Below are 19,611 nucleotides of genomic sequence, written 5' to 3'. Positions count from 1 at the left end.
TACCCGGCTCCGCCCGTACGAAAATGGCCCGGAAGTGACAGGTGAACAATGGGTTAACTCGGTCAGCCCGGCCCTCGCCCGGCCGATCGGGACGAATGTGGGTGCGGGGCAGTGGTTCAGGGACCGGAAGGTCTCCACGAAGGTGCTCGCCGTGGCCGGCGTCGCGATCGCCGGCACGATCCTCACCGGCGGGCTCAGCCTGACCGGCATCGCCGAGCTGCAGACCACCCGGAACACCGAGATCGCCGAGGTGCTGCCGTACAGCACCAACCTCAACGCCGCGGCGCTCACCGCCAAGTCGGCGGCGAACGACGAGCGCGGCTACCTGCTGACCGGCGACACCGGCTACCGCGACGAGGCGCTCGGCCGGCAGGAGAGCCTGAACGAGTCCCTCGCGGCGGCCCGGGCGGTCGCCGACGGCGCCGACTCGGCGGCCCGTATCGACGCCGTCAGGGCGGCGACCGACGCCTGGTTCACCGCCCTTGACGCGGAGTTCACCGTCTACCGGACCAGACCGGCGGCCGCCACCGACGTGGCGCTCAACGCCAACCGGGAGCTGCGCAAGACGTACGAGGAACTGCTCAGCGCCGAGATCGAGTACGCCGGCGCCGCGCTGCTGCAGGGAAAGGACTTCGACGACGCGGTCACCGCGACCCGCGTACGCATCATGATCTGCCTGGTCGCCGCGCTCGCCTTCGGGGTGGTCGCGGCGCTCGCGGTGGCCCGCATGATCATCAAGCCGCTGCACCGGGTGGGCGCCGTGCTGGACAAGGTCGCCGAGGGTGATCTCTCCGGCGACGCTCAGGTCGACCAGCGCGACGAGCTGGGGCACATGGCCGGCTCGCTGCGGCGGGCCACCGGCACGCTGCGGCAGACCGTCACCGACCTGACCGCGCACGCACAGACCCTCGCGGCCGAGGCCGGCACCCTCGCCGAGACCAGCCGGCAGAGCGCGGGCAGCGCCGACCTGGGCGCGCGACAGGCCGCCTCGGTGGCCGACGCCGCGGCCACCATGTCGCACAACATCCAGACCGTGGCGGCCGGCGCCGAGGAGATGGGCGCGTCGATCCGCGAGATCAGCGAGAGCGCCACCCAGGCCGCGCACGTGGCGTCCCGGGCCGTCGACGTCACCACGAACACCGGCGTGGTCATGGCGAAGCTCGGCGAGTCGTCGATGGAGATCGGCAACGTGATCAAGACGATCACCGCGATCGCCGAGCAGACGAACCTGCTCGCGCTCAACGCCACCATCGAGGCGGCCCGCGCCGGCGACATGGGCAAGGGCTTCGCGGTCGTGGCCAGCGAGGTCAAGGACCTGGCCCAGGAGACGGCCCGGGCCACCGAGGACATCGGGCAGCGGGTCGCCGCGATCCAGGCCGACACGGCCGGGGCGGTCGCCGCCATCGAGGAGATCAGCGAGATCATCGCGCGGATCAACGAGTTCCAGACGACCATCGCCTCGGCGGTCGAGGAGCAGACCGTCACCACCAACGAGATGAGCCGTAACGTCACCGAGGCGGCCGAGGCCGGCTCCCGGGTGGCCGGCACGATCACGGCGGTGGCCTCCTCGGTCCAGGAGACCACCACCGGCGTGGCGCGTACCGACCAGGCCGCGGGGGAGCTGGCCGGGATGTCCGAGGATCTGCGCCGGATCGTCGACCGGTTCCGGCTCTAGAGCTGGACGCGCCGCTCCTCCTCGTCGTCGCCGTAGCCGAGGTCGGCGTAGCGGTCGGCCGCGGGGAACCGCCGGACCAGCTGCTCCACCGAACCGAGCAGCCGGTCGGCGTCGGGACCGTGGAGGTGGAGCGTCACCTGCCCGGCGCCGAACTCGTCACCGTCGAGCTCGCCGGTCTCGTCGAGCGCGACGGCCGCCTCGATCGCCCGTTCCAGCCGGCGCACGGCCGCGACCTGCTCGCGCGTCGGCATGCCCCGGCCGCCCAGGTCGATCCCGATCCGTACCGCCTGCTCCGCCTGTTCGGTCACGGCGCCCTCCGCTGCCGGCTGGTCCTCCAGCATGTCACCACCGGGCGTGCGCATCATGGCCTTTGCAGGGACCTCTCCATGTGGTCGACCGCGATCAGCCAGGGCCGTTTCCGGAGGGTGGACCTTTCCCGCAGCAGGTTCTGGATCTCATTCGAGGCGATGTTGGTGGCGATCCCGAACGCCAGGCCGGTACCGGCGTTCAGCACGGGGTCGATGCCGGTGACCACGCCTAGAGCAGCTCCCCCCACACCGCCGATCAACGAGGAGACGAGTGTGAAAGCGCGTCCGTTGCTGGATCGGCTCCGCATCTGCCGGTTCAGCTCGCGCTCGAACCTCTGTGCCACCGTCACCTCGGCGTCGCGAATCTCCGCCGGTCGCAGCACCTCGGAGAACAACTGCCTGGCCTGCGGAATGGCCTGCCGTACTTCCAGCAGCGCGGCGCAGTAGCGGGAGGCGTGCTCGGTCACGGGCAGGGCAGGCAGCGACGAACGCAGCCGATGGCAGGCCGTCTCGACCGGGCTGAGCCGATCGGCCACGAGCGGCGACGCGAGCACCGACGCCATCACGCCGCCGCGGATCAGCAGGGCGGCCGCCGAGGCGGGGATCTCACGAGTGTTGACGGTGTCCACGCCACAGAGCACCGGCGTGGTGTAGTACCGGGCGAGTGCCCACCGGCTGGCCGATGCCCGGAGGGGCTGTGCGTGCCGGGCGACGATGTCGATGAAGTTGTCGACGGAGCCGTCACCGGCGTCGCCGTACTCGCCGGCGGCGTCCGACAGCGGTTCCGCATATCGGCCGAACCGCCCACCGCACACCGAGCGCCGGAAAGCACCGTCGAGGGAGAGGTCGCCCAGGAGCACGCTGCGATTCGCGGCTGCCATGCCGGTCGAGTCGAAGAGGTAGCTCCTCGTGGTGAATCGGTCGAGCATTCGTGCTCGGGCGAGCTCGGCCGCTGTGATGGCCCGGCCGTCCCGGCAGAGATTGTCCTCGAACGTGCCGACGTCATTGCGGCGGGCCGGCTGGATGATCCCTTCGGCGAGCAGCGGTGCCGCCCAGCTGACGGCCGACCCCATCGCCGGTCCGCGGACGATGTGCCGGGCGGGGATGCATATCGAGTCGGCGAAGAGGAGGTACGCGATCAACCGCAGGAAGATGTCGTCGGTGACGACCAGGTCAGGTGTCCGGTCCGGCGCACGGTGATAGGAGGGGTCACCGTAGTTGAAGACCAGAACCGGATCTTGTTCGGATATCCGGTGATCACGAGCGTCCATGAGGCCCCCGCGTGTCTCCTCGACAGCTCGAGGATAGCGAGGGCCTCCCAGAAACGGCGTCTAGTCGACGACGGTCATCGCTGCTCCGCCGCGGCGACCGAGGTGCTGGCCGGCGGCGGGTCGGCCGGGTCGGCCGGGATCTGCTGCGCCGGCGCGGGCGGGGACGAGATCGGCTCGCCGGAGGACTCCACGGTGCCCGGCGGCTCCTTGTCCGGCGTCGGCTCCCCGTCCGGGTGCCGGACCAGGTAGCGGATCGCCGTGTTCAGGACCGCGAGCAGCGGCACCGCGATGAGGCCGCCGACGATCCCGGCGGCCACCACGCCGGCGGCGATGGCGAGGATGACGGCGAGCGGGTGCAGCGCCACCGCCCGGCCCATGATCAGCGGCTGGAGCACGTGCCCCTCCAGCTGCTGCACGGCGATCACGATGGCCAGCACGCCGATGGCGGTGGCGGGCCCGTTCGCGACCAGCGCCACGAGCACGGCCACCGCGCCGGTGACGGTCGCGCCGACCACCGGGATGAACGCGCCGAGGAACACGAGCGCGGCCAGCGGCAGCGCCAGCGGCACCCGGAGCAGGGCCAGGCCGATGCCGATGCCGACCGCGTCCACGAACGCCACCAGCACCGTCGCGTGCACGTAGGAGACCAGCGTGTGCCAGGAGTAGTGCCCGGACCGGGCCACCGGGACGCGCGCCTCCCGGGGCAGCAGCCGGCAGAGGAACGACCAGATGCCGCCGCCGTCGCGCAGGAAGAAGAAGAGCGTGAACAGCACCAGGAAGAAGCCGGTCACCACCTCGCCGAGCGTCGTCGCGGTGCTCAGCGCGCCGCTGGTGAGCGCGTCCTGGTTGCCGGTCACGGTCTCCCGGGCCCGGTCCACGTAGTCGCTGAGCTGCGCGTCGGTGATGTGCAGCGGACTGTTGGACAGCCAGCTCTGTATTTCGTCGATGCCCTCGCTGACCTGCGCCGACAGCGTGTCGAACTGGGCTATGAACGTACGGATGATCAGGCCGAGACCACCGAAGACCAGCAGCAGCGCGGCGACGAGGACCAGCCCCGCGGAGAGCGAGCGGTTCATGCCGCGGCGCGCGAGGGCGGCGCTGGCCGGCTGGAAGAGCGCCGCGAGCAGCAGCGCCACCACCACCGGGATGACGACGACGCGCAACAGTCCGATGAGGCGCAGCAGCAGGTACGCCGCCACCACGAACAGGATGAACCGCCACGCCCAGGCGCCGGCCGTCCGTACCCCGCGGGGCAGCAGATCCTCGCTGCTGGAGCGCTGATTCACCACGACGACCGGCGGCGGGCCGGGGTCCTGGAGGTCCGGTCCCGCCGTGAACGGCGGCGGCACGTTGCGGCTCTCCGCCGCGGCCAATGTCGTCCGGGCACGTTCCCGGACACTCTGCGCCCAACCCATGACGTGCTGTCTGCCCATTTCACGCCGCTTCCATGCGGGTTTCGCGCGCCGGCGGGGTCGCCGTTTTCGCCGCATTCCGTAAGGGTGAGCGGATGGATGCCACCATCGTGCTCGTCCACAGCCCCTCGGTCGGCCCGTCCACCTGGGCACCGGTCGCGGACCGCCTCGACGCGCCGGTCCTCGTGCCTTCCCTGCTGGGCGTGGCCGACGAGGGCCCGCCCTTCTGGCGGCCGGTTGCGCAGGCGGTCCAGGATGTCCTTCATCCGGTACGCCGTGAGCACCCGATCGTGATCGTCGCGCACAGCAACGCCGGCCTCTTCGTCCCGGCCATCGTCGACGCCAGTCCGCGACGAGTGGCAGGCTGCCTCTTCGTCGACGCCGCCCTCCCCGCGACCGCCGGCCCCACCCCGGTCGCGCCGCCGGAGCTGCTCGACTTCCTGCGCCCCAAGCTCCGGCCCGACGGCCGCCTGCCGCAGTGGACGCAGTGGTGGGACGAGGCCGACGTGGCCCCGATGTTCCCCGACCCGGCCACCCGCGCTCTGGTCACCGCCGAGCAGCCGCGCCTGCCACTGTCCTACTACGAGGAGCACGTCCCGGTCCCGGCCGGCTGGGACGACCGCCCGTGCGGCTACCTGCTGTTCGCCCCCGCCTACGAACCGATGGCGAAGGAGGCCGCCCACCGGGGCTGGCGGGTCGACCACCTACCCGGCGAACACCTCCACCAACTCGTCGACCCGGACGCCGTAACCGCCCACATCAGGACGATGACCGCCGGCTGGTCTGGCTGACGTCATCGCCGTGTTCTTTCCTGGCCTCCTCGTTCAACAGCTTCATAACGAGATCAGCTCGCGGTTTTCTACCAAGATTCCTCGCGACCTGGCCAAGAAGAAAATTCTGCACCGCGGTCTTCCCGCTCCGTAATTTGCGGGCGGCGTCGGGCTCTTCCTGCAAGACCATGCGAATGGCGGTCCTCAGCGCATCAGTGTCGTCGCTCGCCAACAGTCCGGCGTCGCGGGCGACTGTATGTGGATCAGTTTCCGGTGTGCGCAGACTGAGGCGCAGAAGTGCGGCGACATTGCTCTTGGGTAGAACACGCTCTTCCACCTGGGACAGGATTCGGGCGATCTGGGCCACCGGAAGCGGAAAATCGGCCGTGCGAATCTTCAGTGTGGACGCTATGTAACTGATTTCCCCCATCCAGAGTGCGGCTGACTTAGCCAGGCCGGCGCCGGCGGACGACGTTGCTCTCACCTTCTCGGCAAGTCCGGCGCGCACGACGCCGACCGCTACATCCCTGGATAGCCCCTCCGTTTCGAGAGCGGCAACCAACGACTTGTCGAACAGCTTCGAGCGCTTGGCTTCCATGCTCGCGTACCACCCGTCGTGCAACGGTATCCCCGACCGGAGGGCGAGCCTTACCCGATTGAGTTTGAATCGGGGATGTTTCTTGCCCAGCGCGACGTGCGCCAGTTCGGGCCGGCCGTCGCCAAGCTGCACGAAGATGACGTAGCGCGAGAGTTCCGTCGCTTTCTTGACATCCGGACTCCTCTGCACGCGATCAAGACTCATGCTCCGGGGAAAGGCGATCGCCGAGATGGCATTGTGACGACGCACGCGAACGCCCTTGACGGGTAGTTCGGCGCATGCGCCAACGATGACCTCGGGCATCTGGCGAGGAAGGTTGATGCCGGCGGATTGGGAGGCCACATCGGGTTTGCTCTCCCACATCTCGTGAAGTACGTGCCGGTCTGCACTGCTGTGCCTGGATGGCCGCGGTACGGCGTCGTCGCCATTGATCGACCGACCGAATTTCGCAGCGAGCCACGGGCTGATGTGCCTCTCCTGCTGCACCGGCGCGACCTGCATCAGGTGAAACTTCCTCTTGCGGTCGAAGCGCCTGTTCACGGTTTTGTCGGCCAGGTTGGCCCTCGCTTCGCCGACGATGTCGATTCCACCTACGAACGCACCGAGAACCTCCATTTCATCAGCCATATGAATGTAAGTGCTGCTCAGTACTTCTTCCCGGAAGTCCAGGTAGGCAATCATCTCGGTGGCGCTGCCCAAGGCGTCCGCCATCAACATCAGGTCTTGGGTCGATACGATCAACGGCAACGATCCTCGGGGCAGCAATCCCTTTCCCCAGAGGATCGGAAGCTGCGTTGCCACCACGCTCAGGTCGTCAGCCGTCGGAATGACGACATAGAGGCGGCGCAATGCACTCTCCTGGAGCGTGAGTGCTTCCCCCGAAGCTGTGCGCAGTTCGACGCACCTGTCCAGTTCCAGCACCCGGGCGAGGCGCGACGCTTGGAAGAAACCTTCGCTGACCGTCTGGCGAAGGTCGGACAGCGCTGCCTCCTCCGACCCTCGGCGGGCGGCAATCGACAGATAGCCACCTTTTCCTTCGATGATGAGACAGACGTCGTGCCACACGAGAATGCCGTCGACCTCCCCTCGAATCCTTCCATCGCGGCTGGAGTAGTAGGCGCCTTCGATGGTTCGGCATCCGGAGAAGACTTCGGAAAGCGTTTGAATAGAGAGTGACTCAACGCTCCTCGCCCTAGCAGAGAAATAGCTTTCTTTGAGATCCAGGGACCACGAATCGCCGATCAGCGAGGACAGATCAGTGGTGATCTTGTGGGGAAGTGCCAGAATGTTCCGTGACCTCGCGGACATGATAGGCCGCTGCCGGAGCGGCGAGTCCATGTAGGGATGGATGGCGGACCGGTCGGACGTCGAGTTGCTCAGTGTTAGTGTCTCCAGCCAGACCGCTGCCTCCTGTTGAAATTCTCGGGGAAGAGAATTCAGGATATCTTCAGAGGTCAGGGACAGTTCAGTTAGTGCGGCGGTCGCCTTCTCGTGCTCGTCCGCCGTCAATTCCTTGTCATGGGTGAGTAGCGATTGAGAGGTGGCAAGCCGTGCCAGAAGGCTGCCGGGAGGGAGGGAATTCATCAACCGGCTCACCACTCCGTTCCAGCGGCGTATGAAGGGCTGAGCCAGCGCGTGTGCGGCTCGCGCATCGGGCCGGTGGATCCCATGGAGTGCCAGGTCTTTTCTGATTGCGTCCAGATACCGCAGATCATACGCCGTGAAGAACTTGCCGCGGCCGGAGAGCCATTCCGTGCTGAAGGCAGAACCGAGGGAGACGTTCGCCCAGGAGAACTCGTGAGGTTCGTCGTTGAGTCCTTCGGCGAAAAGCAGCAGATGGCTGTAGGCGTTGAATTTTCGTGCTTCCCGGAGAGCCCTCAGCGCGGCGCCGACGTCGATCTTCTCCGTCCAACTCGGTCCCGGACGCGAGGCGACGATCAATTCGATCTCATATGAGAACGCGTTGGGTGAGCCCGTGATCGACCGCAGCCTTAGATCGATCTGGCCGAGAAGCACGGCCAGGCTGCCGCAATTCATCGCGCTGGTCTGCGCCATTGCGTCGTCCAGGTTGTGTTTCGCCTCCTCCTGCAGGTTCTTGCAGGTGCGCGTGAAGGCATCCACCTCGGAACTCTTGATCGTGGGTGGTGGCAAGGGTGTCGGCGCGGCGACGTGAATAGCGGAACTGACGTCGAGAAAAAGTTGGGCAACTGGTCCGCCGATCTCGGCGAGAAGATGATTCTTGTCCGAGTCGAAGCCTGAGTCCGTCAGCGGTAGCGGCATGAGGCGATGGTGCCATGCCTATCGATGCTCGCCTGGCCTCGCCGCCGCGCCGGAATCCGCCGACCGCGCGCTCAGTCCGGGAAGTCGTGGAGGGATTCGGCGATCATGTGGTGGCCCTGGGCCTCGAACGCCTCCTCGTGGTTGGCGTAGGCCCAGCACGCCGTGCCGATCGCCTCGCGGAGACGGCCCCGGTTCCAGGCCTCGGTGGCGCGCGGCTCCGACCCGTACCCCTGCATGAAAGCGGCCTCGAGGGCGGGACTGTCCTTGAAGTCCTGGGCGGCCAGGCGGGAGAAGTCGGTGTAGGCGGGGCGCATCGCGGCCCGGCCGAAGTCGATGATGCTGACGACGCCCCGGTGGATGAGCCAGTTGCGGGGCTGCCAGTCGCCGTGGGTGGGGACGACGACGGCTGGTGGCGCGGGCCAGGCGGTGAGGAGGGACCGGAGCCGTTCCACAGTGGGTGCGGCGATGCGGTGCGGGCCGTCGAGGAGTTTCAGGCACTTGGCGTTCTCGCGCGCCTCGTAGTCGTCGACGCCGGTGGCCTGGTCGTGCAGCATCGCCAGCAGAGCGCCGGCCTGTGCGAAGGCGTCCGGGTCGGTGAGGTGGTCGCTGTCCAGCAGGAGCCGGCCCGGCAGGTACGTCGTCACCAGCAGCTTCGCGCCGGTGTCGCCGTGGACCAGGGATGGGGCGCGGCCACGGCTGGTCCACGGCGTCAGCCAGTTCCGGTGGGCGCGGATCTCCCGTTCGATGTGGTGGTCGCGCGGGCCGCCCGCCTTCACGATGAACCGGGAACCGCCGCAGGTGACCTCGAGGACCGTGGTCTGCACGACACCCCAGCTGTGGTCCCGTTCGACGGTGGCGCCGGGAAGCCAGCGGTTCAGCAGTTCCTGTTGGGCAGCCGACAGCACAGCGCGGATGATAGACGTTTTCCCGGCGGGGCAGCGGGGCACTTCCCGGACATGCGACTTCTTACTTTGGCTGCCGGACTCGCCGCCGGCTATGTGCTCGGCACCCGCGCGGGCCGGGAGAAGTACGAACAGATCGCGTCGGTGGCCCGCAAGGCCGCCGGCAGCCCCGCCGTCACCCAGGCGCAAAGCTCCGCGAAGGCGCTGCTCGCCGGGGCGGGCACCGGTGACAGCCGGCCGCGTGCCGCCGGTGTCGTGGAGTCCGAGGAGCCGGTCGCCGGCGCCAAGCCCGCCTCGCTGCGGGACGCGGAGACGCCGGACGGTCCGATCACCTACACCGGCGCGGCCACTCACTGACAACCACCCGAGCATGCCCCGGAGGAGCGCCTAAGCTTCCGGGGCATGCTGCATGTCCGGGTGATCGCGCCCCATGAGGTCACCGCCGAGGTGATGAAAGAGCTTGATGGGTACGCGGCGGTCACGCACCTGATCCTGCTGCCCGACGCGGCCCGTTCCCCGCGCGGCGACGTGATCGAGTTCGACGTCGTCCGGGAGGGCGCCAGCGACGTCCTCGACCGGTTGCGTGAGCAGGGCCTCGACGTGGACGGCGCGATCGTGGTCGAGCGCGTCGACGCGGCGCTGTCGGCGTCGGCCCGGCGGGCGGCGCGGCGGGTGCCCGGCCTCGGCGTGGACGCGGTCGTCTGGCACGAGCTGGAGCAGCAGACCGGCGACGAGACCGCGCTCTCCGCCTCCTACCTGGCGTTCATGACCATCGCCACCATCATCGCGGCCCTCGGCGTGCTGCTCGACCAGCCCATCCTGATCGTCGGCTCGATGGTGGTCGGCCCCGAGTTCGGCCCGCTCGCCGCCCTCTGCGTCGGCCTGGTGCGGCGCAGGGCCTACCTGCTGCGCCGCTCGCTGCTGGCGCTCGGCGTCGGCTTCCCGTTCGGCATGATCGTCACGGTGGTGGCGGTGTGGCTGCTGACCGCCGCCGGCCTGATCGACAAGTCGATGCTGCTGGCCGACCGGCCGCTGACCGACTTCATCTGGCGCCCCGACGCGCTGTCCTGGGTGATCGGCTTCCTCGGCGGGGTGGCCGGCATCCTGTCGCTGACCTCGGCCAAGGCCGGAACCCTCGTCGGCGTCCTGATCTCGGTGACCACCGTCCCGGCGGCCGCGAACGCCGCGGTGGCGCTCGCCTACGGGGTGCGGTCGGAGGCGTTCGGCTCGGCCCTCCAGCTGGTCATCAACCTGGCCGCGATCGTGGTGGCGGGCGTGCTGACGCTCGCGGTGCAGCGGCTGGCGTGGCAACGCTCCACCTGAGACCCACCGCGCCGCCGCCGCTGGCGCCGCCGCGACGCCGCCGCCGCTGGCGCCGCCGCGACGCCGCCGCCGCTGGCGCCGCCGCGACGCTGCCGCCGCCGGCGCGATCTTGGAGACTTTCGGTTGCTCCGTGGGCCGATTTCGCCAAGATCGCGCTGTTGGGGGAGGGCGGCTAGGGGTTGCGGGCGGGCGCGGGGGATCGGGGCTCGGGGCGCTGGGGCGGGACGGCGCCGGTGCGGCCGTTGGCGGCGGGGCGGGTCGAGGGCTCGTCAACAGCGCGGCCGGCGGCGTGGGGCGGGGGCTCGTCGCCGGTGGGGGAGCGGAGGGTGGCGGCGGCCCGGTCGCGGGCCATCCGGGCCAGCCGGGCCGCCGTGCCCGGGTTGAGCCGGGTGCCGCCGGCCACCAGGAGCCGGTCGAGTTCGCGGTCGGTCGCGATGAGACATGTGGTGGGCACGCCGTGGGTGCTCAGCGCGCCGATGCCGGTGAAGGCGAGGACCGGGGTGACCGGCACGTTGACGCCGGCCCCCGCGGTCAGGGCGGTGGCGGCGCGGCCGGCGGCGCGGCGGGCCTCGGCGACGTACGGCAGCCGGCGGCCGTTGATCTGCACCACGTCGCCGACGATGAGGACGCGGGAGATGCCCTGGTCGGCGACGGTGACCGCGTAGATGCCGCCGGGGCCGATCGCGAGGAAGCTCGCCCGGGCGCGGACCGGGTCGTTGTCGTCGTGCCGCCGCGACAGACCGGTCTGTGACCAGTCGACGATGTGCCAGCTCTCCCCGAGGCGGCCGAGCCGCCCGAAGGCGCGGGCGCCGGCGACCTCGAGCCGGCGGTCGACACGGTCGGCCCGGCGGCGCCGGGCCCACTCCGCAGGTGACAGTCTGGTAGACATCCGACCACCGTAACTCCCGTCCCGAAACGGTCACACCGTACGCGCCGGTGCCCACGATCGGGCGATGGCCCCCGGGGGCCGCCTGTGGTCGGCGCGGCCCGGAGAAGGGGTCATTCGTCTGATCATGTGGAAGTGAAGAGCGGGCAGAAGGTCGAGGTCACGGCGCGGCGCAACGGGTTGACCGGCGCCCTGGCCGACTTCCCAGTGGGTACGAAGATCTACACGGCGGTGCTCTGCGCCGCGGTGGTGGCGCTGGTCGTCGGTGTGCTCGGCATGGTGCGGTTGAGCAGCCTCAACGACGACATCAAGGCGATGAAGTCGCAACACGTCGACAGCAGCCTGCAGCTGAGCACCATGCGCGGGGCGCTCTCCGGCGAGTTCCAGGCGCTGTTCGGGTGGGCGCTGGTCCCGGCGGCGCAGAAGGCCGCGTCCCGGGATGCGCTGCCGGCGCTCGACGAGGAGTTCCTGGCCGCCGCCGAGAAGTACCGGACGCTGTCCACGGACTCGGCGGCCCGGCAGGCCGACGTGGCCGAGGTGATCGAGCGCTTCCAGTACTACCAGCAGTTGCGCGAGGTCGCCCTGTTCGGCGAGAAGCCCGCCGCCGGGATGGAGATGCCCCCTGCCGACCAGGTCGCGGCGGTGTGGACGCAGACCCAGGACCAGCTGCGCGCCGCGGTGGTGAAGCTGCAGGACACCGAGAACGACGAGTCGGCGGAGATGGCCGCGCATGCCGAGGACACCTACGGCTCCGCCCGTACCCAAATGATTTTGTGCCTTGTGGTGGGCCTGATTCTCGCGATCGCGATCGCCGTGCTGGTGTCGCGGCTGATCGGGCGGCAACTGAGCAGCGTCTCGAGCGCCCTCGCGGCGGTGGCCGAGGGTGACCTGACCGTGGGCGCCGAGGTGCACGCGCGGGACGAGCTCGGCGCCATGGCGGTCGCCGTGAACACCGCCCGCGAGGGGCTGCGGTCCATGGTGACCCGGCTGACCAGCAGCTCGCAGACGCTCGGTGTCAGCACCGAGCGGCTCACCCGGGTGGCCGAGGAGATCGGGGAGTCGGCGCAGAACGCGGCCGCGCAGGCGAACGTGGCGGCCACCGCGGCCGGCGACGTGTCGCTGAACGTGCAGACCGTGGCGGCCGGCAGCGAGGAGATGGGCGCCTCGATCCGGGAGATCGCGTCGAACGCGTCCGAGGCGGCCCGGGTCGCCAGCGAGGCGGTCGGGGTGGCGGACAGCGCCAACGCGACGGTCTCGCAGCTCGGCGCGTCCAGTTCGGAGATCGGCAACGTGATCAAGACGATCACGGCGATCGCCGAACAGACGAACCTGCTCGCGCTCAACGCCACCATCGAGGCCGCTCGCGCCGGCGAGATGGGCAAGGGCTTCGCCGTGGTCGCGAGCGAGGTCAAGGACCTGGCCCAGGAGACGGCGCGGGCCACCGAGGACATCGCCCAGCGGGTCGAGGCGATCCAGGCGGACAGCTCGCAGGCGGTCGCGGCGATCGGCGAGATCTCCTCGATCATCGCGCGGATCAGCGACTATCAGACCACCATCGCGTCGGCGGTGGAGGAGCAGACCGCGACGACCGGGGAGATGGCGCGCAGCGTCGGCGACGCGGCGCAGGGCACGTCGGCGATCGCCGGCAACATCGACGGTGTCGCGACGGCGGCGCAGACCACGACGGCGGCGCTCGGCGAGGCCCGGGACACGGCGGCCGAGCTGGCCGGCATCTCCGCCGAGCTGCGGACGGTGGTGTCCCAGTTCCGCGTCTGATAACTTTCTTTACAGATTTCTTGACTTCACCTTCCGGGATCCAGTTAAGTCGATGTATCCCTGATCCCCCGGAAGGTGAAGTATGCCCAGAAGACGGCTCTTGTCCATCCTGGCCGCCGTCAGCGTCGCGCTGGCCGGCGCCGCCGCGGCGATCCTCCCCATGACGGCGTCGAACGCGGCCGAGGCCTGCGTCTCCGCCTACAGCAGCTCGGCGGTCTACACCGCGAACATGCGCGCGTCGCACAACGGCCGGAACTGGACCGCCAAGTGGTGGACCCAGGGCGAGGCGCCCAGCACCGGCGGTTCCGGCGTGTGGGCCGACAACGGCGCCTGCGGTGGCGGCGGCACCACGAACCCGCCGCCCGCGACCGGCTGCAACCACCCGAACTGGGTCGCCGGGCAGTACTACAACGCCGGGTCGATCGTGCGCTACACCAACGGGCTCTACTACCGGGCGACGAACGCCAACCCGGGCTACGACCCGGTGATCAGCACCTGGTACTGGGCGCCGTACACCTGCACCGGCGGTGGCACGACCACCCCGCCGCCCACCGGCAACACCGGCGGCTTCCCGGTCAGCGAGGCGCAGTTCAACCAGATGTTCCCGAACCGGATCGGCTTCTACACGTACGCCGGCCTGATCGACGCCGTCAAGAAGTTCCCGGCTTTCACCAGGACCGGCAGCGACACGGTCAAGAAGCAGGAGGCCGCGGCCTTCCTCGCGAACGTGAACCACGAGTCCGGCGGCCTGGTCTACGTCGAGGAGATCAACCAGGCGAACTGGCCGCTGTACTGCGACCGCAACCAGCCGTACGGGTGCCCGGCCGGGCAGAGCGCGTACCACGGTCGCGGACCGATCCAGCTGAGCTGGAACTTCAACTACAAGGCGGCCGGTGACGCGCTCGGCATCGACCTGCTGAACAACCCGGACCGGGTCAAGAACGAGGCGTCGGTCGCCTACCAGACCGCCGTCTGGTACTGGATGACCCAGCGCGGCCCGGGCACGATGACCCCGCACGACGCCATGGTGAACGGCCGCGGCTTCGGCGAGACGATCCGCAGCATCAACGGCTCGCTCGAGTGCAACGGCGGCAACCCGGCGCAGGTGCAGAGCCGCATCAACGCGTACAACCGGTTCGCCGGCATCCTGGGCGTGAGCCCCGGTGGAAACCTGTCCTGCTAAGAGCGTCCGATCCGGACCGGGCCTCTGATGGTGCAGAATTCGGTTCGGTGATCGACGACAGGAGCGGGCCATTCCGGTGAACGACGCGCTCACCCGCGCCCATCGTGACGAATGGGCGCGGGTGGTCGCCGCTCTAGCCCGGCGGTTCGGCGATCTCGACATCGCCGAGGAGGCCGCCGCCGAGGCGTTCGCGGCCGCGGTGGAGCGATGGCCCGCGGACGGCGTCCCGCCCCGCCCCGGCGCCTGGCTCATGACGACCGCTCACCGCAAGGCCATCGACCGGCTCCGGCGGGAGAGCAGGCGCCGGGAGAAACATCAAGAGGCCCAGATCGGGTACGACGAACCGCCCCGCTCTCCCGGAGTCATCGAGGACGAGCGGCTCCGGCTGATATTCACCTGCTGTCATCCGGCGCTCGCCATGGAGACCCGGGTGGCCCTGACCCTGCGCATGGTCGGCGGCCTGACGGTGGCCGAGATCGCCCGGGCCTTCCTGGTCCAGGAGGCGGCCATGAGCCGGCGCATCACCCGGGCCAAGACGAAGATCAAGGCGGCCCGGATCCCGTATCGGGTGCCCGGGCCGGACGATCTGCCGGCGCGGGTCACCGGCGTTCTCGCCGTCCTGTTCCTGATCTTCAACGAGGGCTATCTGGCCACCGGGCCCGGAACCGATCCGATCCGGCGGGACCTGACGTCCTCGGGCATCGAGCTCACCCGGCTGCTCCGCGCCCTGATGCCGGACGACGGCGAGGTGGCCGGGCTGCTCGCGCTGATGCTGCTCACCGAGGCGCGCCGGGCCGCCCGGGTGTCGTCCGACCAGGAGCTGGTCGTCCTGGCCGAGCAGGACCGCGGCGCCTGGGACGCCGGGATGATCGCCGAGGGGCACCGGCTGGTCCGGGCGCGGCTGGCGACCGGGCAGGCGCCGGGGCGGTACCAGATCCTGGCGGCCGTCAACGCGGTGCACACGTCGGCCCGCCACGCCCGGGACACCGACTGGTCGCAGGTGGTGGCGCTCTACGACCAGCTGGTCGCGCTCGACCCGTCCCCGGTCGTCGCGCTGAACCGGGCCATCGCCGTGGCCGAGGTGGACGGGCCCGCGGTGGGGCTGGCCGCCGCCGACCGGCTCGGGGAGGCGCTGGACGGCTACCACGCCTTCCACGCGACCCGGGCCGACCTGCTGCGCCGGCTGGGGCGCGGCGACGAGGCCCGGGACGCCTATGACCGGGCGATCGCGCTGGCCGGCAACAGCGCGGAGATCGCCTACCTGCGGCGCCGCCGAAATTCGTCGCACCGGGCGTCTGACGGTGGGGGAAAAGGGGCGTAGCGTGGTGGCATTGCTCCACGTCGGGTCCCCGGCCATCCAGGTCGCCTTCTCGGCACTCGTCCTCGCAGACGCGGGCGGGTCAACGAAAGCGAACCGGACCGGAGGTTCCGTCATGTTCGTGGACACTGACTATGCCGATTCCCCGCTGTCCGTTCAGCTCCTCACCCGCACGACCGCCCGTTCGGTGATCGCGGTGGCCGGTGAGGTCGACTCCAGCAACAGTGACGCGATGCAGTCCGAGATCCTCGGACGGCTCGGCGAGACGTCGTCCGAGCTCGTCGTGTTCGACCTCAGCGGGTTGGTCTTCCTCGGCTCGGCGGGCCTGCGGGCGCTGCTGCGCTGCCGTGACCTCGCCGAGGAGCGGGGCAGCCGGGTCGAGATCAGCCAGGCGCACGAGAACGTCCGGCAGGTGCTGGAGATCTGCGGGCTCGGCGACCTGTTCCACCTGCCGCCCGCCGAGCCGGAGCCTGCCGAGCCGGACGGTCGGCGGTTCTGGGCGCCCTGGTGGCGCTGATCCGGCGGCCCGTCGTCTCCGCGGGCGTGTCACTTCCGCAGGCGTAGCCCCTGCATGCCGCCGTCGACCGCCAGCACCGTCCCGGTCGTCGCCGAGGAGAGCGGGCTCGCCAGGTGGACGATCGCGTGCGCGACCTCGTCCGCGCTGACCAGGCGGCCGATCGGCTGGCGGGCGTTGAGGGCGGCCCGCTCGGCGGCGGGGTCGCCGGCCTTCGCCAGCAGCCGGTTGATCCACGGCGTGTCGGCGGTGCCCGGCGTGACGCAGTTGACGCGGATGCCGTCGGCGACGTGATCGGCGGCCATCGCGAGGGTGAGTGAGAGGACCGCGCCCTTCGAGGCGGAGTAGAGCGCGCGCTGCGGCAGCCCGGCGGTGGCGGCGATCGAGGACACGTTCACGATCGCGCCGTGCGCGGAGTCGCGCAGCCAGGGCAGCGCCGCCCGGGACACCCGGACCATGCCCTGCACGTTCACGTCGAAGACCCGCTGCCACTCGGCGTCGTCGTTGTCGGTCACGGTGCCCTGCGCACCGATGCCCGCGTTGTTCACCACGATGTCCAGCCCACCGAGTCGCCCGGCCGCCTCGGCGACCGCGGCGCGCACCGAGTCGTCGTCGGTGACGTCCGTGCGCAGGCCGCTCAGCGGGGCCTCGACCTCGGGATTGACGTCGAGGCAGGCGACCCGGCAGCCGCGCGCGGCGAGCAGGTGGGCGGTCGCCAGGCCGATGCCGGAGGCGCCGCCGGTGACGATCGCGGCCAGACCGGTGAATTCGGACAAAGATCAAACCCCTTTCCAGTACGGCGGGAGCAGTCCCGTGGCATTCACCCGGGCGAGGAACAGCCGGCCCGAGCCGGAATGACCGTCCTGGCGTGCCGTGGTGACGACGAGCAGGTCGAGGTCCGGCCCGGCGAAGGCGACGCTGGAGGTGTGCGGGGCGTCGACCGCGACCGTGGCGAGCAGCCGGCCCTCGGGCGTGCGGCACTCGACGCGGCCGCCGCCCCAGATGGCGATCCACAGGTTGCCGTCGGTGTCGGCGCACATCCCGTCGGGGTGGCCGTCGGCGATCCGGAACGCCTCGCGCCGCTCGCCGAGCGGCTCGTAGTCGCGGGCCCAGACGACCCCGGGGACGGTGTCGATGCTGTAGAGGGTCCGGCCGTCCGGGCTCCAGGCCAGGCCGTTCGACAGGGTCAGGTCGTCGTCGATCGTGGTGAGCCCGCCGTCGTCGAGCCGCACGAGCACCTCGGTGCCGGACTTCCCGGCCGGGTCGAGGCTGCCGACCAGGAACCGGCCGGCCGGATCGACCGCGCCGTCGTTGAGCCGGCCGGGATGGCCCTCCTTCAGGACCCGGGCGACATGGGTACGAGACCCGTCCGGTCCGACCCGGGTCAGCGTCTCGCGCTCGGCCACCAGCAGCGACCCGTCGGCGGCCACCGCGACCGCGCCGACCGTGGCGCCGAAGTCCCACCGCCCGGTGGGGGTGACGCCCGCCGCCAGCGAGCCCGCGTGGACCGCGTGGCCGTCGATGTCGACCCAGAGCAGGCGCTGCCGGGCCGGGTCCCAGACCGGTCCCTCGGCCAGCGCGTACGTCCCGGGCCCGGCCGGTCGTGCGGCGAACTGTGGCGTCACGGTTACCATTCGACCACGATCGATTCCCTCGACGGAATCCCGGAGGTCACCCATGCCGCCGCATCGCAGCGCCCAGTGGTACTCGGGCGACGACCGCAACAGCTACATCCACCGGGCCTGGATGCGCCGCGGCCTGCCGTCCGGCGCGTTCGACGGCCGGCCGCACATCGCCATCGCGAACACCGCGTCCGCCCTGACCCCGTGCAACGCCCACCTCGACGAGGTGTCCCGCAGCGTCGCCGACGGCGTGCACGAGGCCGGCGGCATCCCGCTGAACCTGCCCGTCATGTCGCTCGGCGAGACGCAGGTGCGCCCGACTGCGATGCTCTGGCGCAACCTGGCCGCCATGGCGATCGAGGAGATGCTGCGTGCCAACCCGATCGACGGCGTGGTGCTGCTCGGCGGCTGCGACAAGACCATCCCGGCGCTGCTCATGGGCGCCGCCTCGGTCGACCTGCCCGCCGTCGTGGTGCCGGGCGGCCCGATGCTGACCGGCACGTTCCGCGGGGTGCCGCTCGGCTGTGGGACCGGCGTCTGGCAGCTCTCCGAGGAGGTCCGGGCAGGCACCCTGTCGGCCGCCGAGTTCACCCGCTCCGAGTCCTCGATGATCAGGAGCAAGGGCCACTGCAACACCATGGGTACGGCGTCGACGATGGGCCTGCTGTCCGAAGTGCTCGGGATGACACTGCCCGGTGTGGCGGGGACCCCGGCGCCGGACAGCCGGCTGCTCGAGGCCGCCCACGAGACCGGCCGGCTCGTCGTCGACCTCATCGGGCGCGACCTGCGGCCGAGCGCCGTGATGACCCGGGCGTCGTTCCTCAACGCCGTGGTCGCGCTGGCCGCGCTCGGCGGCTCCACCAACGCCGTCGTGCACCTGCTCGCCATCGCCGGCCGGCTCGGCGTCGACCTGACCCAGGACGACTTCGACCGGGTCGGCTCGCACGTGCCGCTGCTGGCCGACCTGCAGCCGGCCGGGCGCTTCCTGATGGACGACCTGTACCGGGCCGGTGGCCTGCACGCCGTCCTGGCCGAGGTCCGCGACCTGCTCGACCCGGCGGCCATCACGGTGACCGGCCGGCCGCTGGTCGACTACCTGGACGCGGCCCGGGTCTACGACCGCGAGGTCATCCGGACCCGGGAGCGCCCGCTGCAGCCGGAGGCCGGGATCGCGGTCCTCTACGGCAACCTCGCCCCGGACGGCGCCGTCATCAAACCGGCCGCCGCCTCACCGGAACTGCTCACCCACCGCGGCCCGGCCGTCGTCTTCGACTCGATCGAGGACCTGCACGCCCGCCTCGACGACCCGGACCTCGACGTCACCCCGGACTCGGTGCTCGTGCTGCGCGGCTGCGGGCCCCGCGGCTACCCCGGCATGCCGGAGGTCGCGAACATGCCGCTGCCCGCGAAACTGCTGGCCGGCGGCGTCCGCGACATGGTCCGGGTGTGCGACGGGCGGATGAGCGGCACGGCGTACGGAACGGTGGTCCTGCACGTCGCCCCGGAGGCCGCCGCGGGCGGCCCGCTCGCCAAGGTCCGCACCGGCGACGTGATCGTCCTCGACGTCCCGAATCGCCGCCTCGAGGTGGACGCGCCCGGCTTCGAGGACCGCGAGCCGGCGCCGGAGGCGGTCGCCGCGTTCACCCGGCCGTCCCGGGGCTGGGAGAGGCTCTACACCGCGACCGTGGGCCAGGCCAACACCGGCGCCGACCTGGACTTCCTGCTCGGCTCGAGCGGCGACGAGGTCTCCCGCGAGTCCCACTGAGAACGCGG

At 70.6% G+C, this 19,611-nt stretch carries 17 protein-coding genes; 9 read left to right on the top strand and 8 right to left on the bottom strand.

Annotated elements, in window-relative coordinates; all coding sequences use genetic code 11:
• The first annotated feature begins 34 nt into the window (after positions 1-34).
• Positions 35-1,675 carry a methyl-accepting chemotaxis protein gene (locus AB0G10_RS33740; RefSeq protein ID WP_360931099.1) on the top strand — a complete coding sequence of 547 codons (1,641 nt, stop codon included), beginning with the start codon at positions 35-37 and terminating at the stop codon, positions 1,673-1,675.
• Here the strand turns inward: AB0G10_RS33740 and AB0G10_RS33735 are convergent.
• The 3 genes from AB0G10_RS33735 to AB0G10_RS33725 form a co-directional block, all read right to left on the bottom strand.
• The gene (locus tag AB0G10_RS33735; RefSeq protein ID WP_360931096.1) at positions 1,672-2,016 is read right to left on the bottom strand and encodes a hypothetical protein; all 345 of its coding nucleotides are present in this window, start codon (positions 2,014-2,016) and stop codon (positions 1,672-1,674) included. The two genes, AB0G10_RS33740 and AB0G10_RS33735, sit on opposite strands and share 4 nt — an antisense overlap.
• 20 nt (positions 2,017-2,036) lie before the next feature.
• On the bottom strand, positions 2,037-3,254 hold the full coding sequence (locus AB0G10_RS33730) for a hypothetical protein (protein WP_360931093.1): 1,218 nt from the start codon (positions 3,252-3,254) through the stop codon (positions 2,037-2,039).
• Positions 3,255-3,328: 74 nt separating this feature from the next.
• Entirely contained in the window at positions 3,329-4,687 is a 1,359-nt protein-coding gene (locus AB0G10_RS33725; protein WP_360931090.1) for an AI-2E family transporter, read from the bottom strand.
• 74 nt (positions 4,688-4,761) lie between these two features.
• Between AB0G10_RS33725 and AB0G10_RS33720 the strand changes: the two genes are divergently transcribed.
• Positions 4,762-5,457: an alpha/beta hydrolase gene (locus tag AB0G10_RS33720; protein WP_360931087.1), complete on the top strand. Its 696-nt coding sequence runs from the start codon at positions 4,762-4,764 to the stop codon at positions 5,455-5,457.
• Here AB0G10_RS33720 and AB0G10_RS33715 read toward each other — a convergent pair.
• Complete coding sequence (locus tag AB0G10_RS33715) at positions 5,426-8,314, bottom strand: hypothetical protein (RefSeq protein WP_360931084.1); 2,889 nt, start codon at positions 8,312-8,314, stop codon at positions 5,426-5,428. The two genes, AB0G10_RS33720 and AB0G10_RS33715, sit on opposite strands and share 32 nt — an antisense overlap.
• A gap of 71 nt (positions 8,315-8,385) precedes the next feature.
• The gene (locus tag AB0G10_RS33710; RefSeq protein ID WP_360931081.1) at positions 8,386-9,219 is read right to left on the bottom strand and encodes an aminoglycoside phosphotransferase family protein; all 834 of its coding nucleotides are present in this window, start codon (positions 9,217-9,219) and stop codon (positions 8,386-8,388) included.
• Between the two features lie 51 nt (positions 9,220-9,270).
• On the opposite strand from AB0G10_RS33710, the gene AB0G10_RS33705 reads away from it, so the two are divergent.
• Both AB0G10_RS33705 and AB0G10_RS33700 read left to right on the top strand, forming a co-directional pair.
• The gene (locus AB0G10_RS33705) at positions 9,271-9,573 is read left to right on the top strand and encodes a hypothetical protein (protein WP_360931078.1); all 303 of its coding nucleotides are present in this window, start codon (positions 9,271-9,273) and stop codon (positions 9,571-9,573) included.
• Between the two features lie 45 nt (positions 9,574-9,618).
• A complete protein-coding gene (locus AB0G10_RS33700; protein WP_360931075.1) occupies positions 9,619-10,539 on the top strand; it encodes a DUF389 domain-containing protein in 921 nt (306 codons plus the stop codon).
• Between the two features lie 172 nt (positions 10,540-10,711).
• Here the strand turns inward: AB0G10_RS33700 and AB0G10_RS33695 are convergent, their stop codons facing one another.
• Positions 10,712-11,428, bottom strand: coding sequence for a hypothetical protein (locus tag AB0G10_RS33695; protein WP_360931072.1), 717 nt, complete (start codon positions 11,426-11,428; stop codon positions 10,712-10,714).
• 132 nt (positions 11,429-11,560) lie between these two features.
• Here AB0G10_RS33695 and AB0G10_RS33690 point away from each other — a divergent pair, with 132 nt between their 5' ends.
• From AB0G10_RS33690 to AB0G10_RS33675, 4 genes are all read left to right on the top strand, one after another.
• Positions 11,561-13,201 carry a methyl-accepting chemotaxis protein gene (locus AB0G10_RS33690; RefSeq protein ID WP_360931069.1) on the top strand — a complete coding sequence of 547 codons (1,641 nt, stop codon included), beginning with the start codon at positions 11,561-11,563 and terminating at the stop codon, positions 13,199-13,201.
• A gap of 82 nt (positions 13,202-13,283) precedes the next feature.
• Positions 13,284-14,384, top strand: a complete 1,101-nt coding sequence (locus tag AB0G10_RS33685; protein ID WP_360931066.1) for a glycoside hydrolase family 19 protein — start codon at positions 13,284-13,286, stop codon at positions 14,382-14,384.
• A 76-nt stretch (positions 14,385-14,460) separates the two neighbouring features.
• Positions 14,461-15,705, top strand: a complete 1,245-nt coding sequence (locus AB0G10_RS33680) for a sigma-70 family RNA polymerase sigma factor (protein ID WP_360931063.1) — start codon at positions 14,461-14,463, stop codon at positions 15,703-15,705.
• A 112-nt stretch (positions 15,706-15,817) separates the two neighbouring features.
• Positions 15,818-16,219 (top strand): STAS domain-containing protein, encoded by a 402-nt coding sequence (locus AB0G10_RS33675; RefSeq protein WP_360931060.1) that lies wholly within the window; start codon positions 15,818-15,820, stop codon positions 16,217-16,219.
• 29 nt (positions 16,220-16,248) lie between these two features.
• Here the strand turns inward: AB0G10_RS33675 and AB0G10_RS33670 are convergent, their stop codons facing one another.
• Together AB0G10_RS33670 and AB0G10_RS33665 are read right to left on the bottom strand one after the other, a co-directional pair.
• Positions 16,249-16,992: an SDR family oxidoreductase gene (locus tag AB0G10_RS33670; RefSeq protein WP_360931057.1), complete on the bottom strand. Its 744-nt coding sequence runs from the start codon at positions 16,990-16,992 to the stop codon at positions 16,249-16,251.
• Positions 16,993-16,995: 3 nt separating this feature from the next.
• A complete protein-coding gene (locus AB0G10_RS33665; RefSeq protein WP_360931054.1) occupies positions 16,996-17,841 on the bottom strand; it encodes an SMP-30/gluconolactonase/LRE family protein in 846 nt (281 codons plus the stop codon).
• 52 nt (positions 17,842-17,893) lie between these two features.
• On the opposite strand from AB0G10_RS33665, the gene AB0G10_RS33660 reads away from it, so the two are divergent.
• Positions 17,894-19,603: a dihydroxy-acid dehydratase gene (locus AB0G10_RS33660; protein WP_360931051.1), complete on the top strand. Its 1,710-nt coding sequence runs from the start codon at positions 17,894-17,896 to the stop codon at positions 19,601-19,603.
• Positions 19,604-19,611 lie beyond the last annotated feature (8 nt).

This window comes from Actinoplanes sp. NPDC023714, assembly GCF_040639855.1.
Classification (GTDB): domain Bacteria; phylum Actinomycetota; class Actinomycetes; order Mycobacteriales; family Micromonosporaceae; genus Actinoplanes.
This window is presented reverse-complemented; position numbering and strand designations above follow the sequence as displayed.

Excerpts from the sequence above, each read along its gene's own strand:
- AB0G10_RS33720 (WP_360931087.1), top strand. The coding sequence starts at position 4,762 with ATGGATGCCACCATCGTGCTCGTCCACAGCCCCTCGGTCGGCCCGTCC.
- AB0G10_RS33730 (WP_360931093.1), bottom strand. The coding sequence starts at position 3,254 with ATGGACGCTCGTGATCACCGGATATCCGAACAAGATCCGGTTCTGGTC.
- AB0G10_RS33695 (WP_360931072.1), bottom strand. The coding sequence starts at position 11,428 with ATGTCTACCAGACTGTCACCTGCGGAGTGGGCCCGGCGCCGCCGGGCC.
- AB0G10_RS33725 (WP_360931090.1), bottom strand. The coding sequence starts at position 4,687 with ATGGGCAGACAGCACGTCATGGGTTGGGCGCAGAGTGTCCGGGAACGT.
- AB0G10_RS33705 (WP_360931078.1), top strand. The coding sequence starts at position 9,271 with ATGCGACTTCTTACTTTGGCTGCCGGACTCGCCGCCGGCTATGTGCTC.
- AB0G10_RS33700 (WP_360931075.1), top strand. The coding sequence starts at position 9,619 with ATGCTGCATGTCCGGGTGATCGCGCCCCATGAGGTCACCGCCGAGGTG.
- AB0G10_RS33735 (WP_360931096.1), bottom strand. The coding sequence starts at position 2,016 with ATGCTGGAGGACCAGCCGGCAGCGGAGGGCGCCGTGACCGAACAGGCG.
- AB0G10_RS33715 (WP_360931084.1), bottom strand. The coding sequence starts at position 8,314 with ATGCCGCTACCGCTGACGGACTCAGGCTTCGACTCGGACAAGAATCAT.
- AB0G10_RS33660 (WP_360931051.1), top strand. The coding sequence starts at position 17,894 with ATGCCGCCGCATCGCAGCGCCCAGTGGTACTCGGGCGACGACCGCAAC.
- AB0G10_RS33685 (WP_360931066.1), top strand. The coding sequence starts at position 13,284 with ATGCCCAGAAGACGGCTCTTGTCCATCCTGGCCGCCGTCAGCGTCGCG.
- AB0G10_RS33675 (WP_360931060.1), top strand. The coding sequence starts at position 15,818 with ATGTTCGTGGACACTGACTATGCCGATTCCCCGCTGTCCGTTCAGCTC.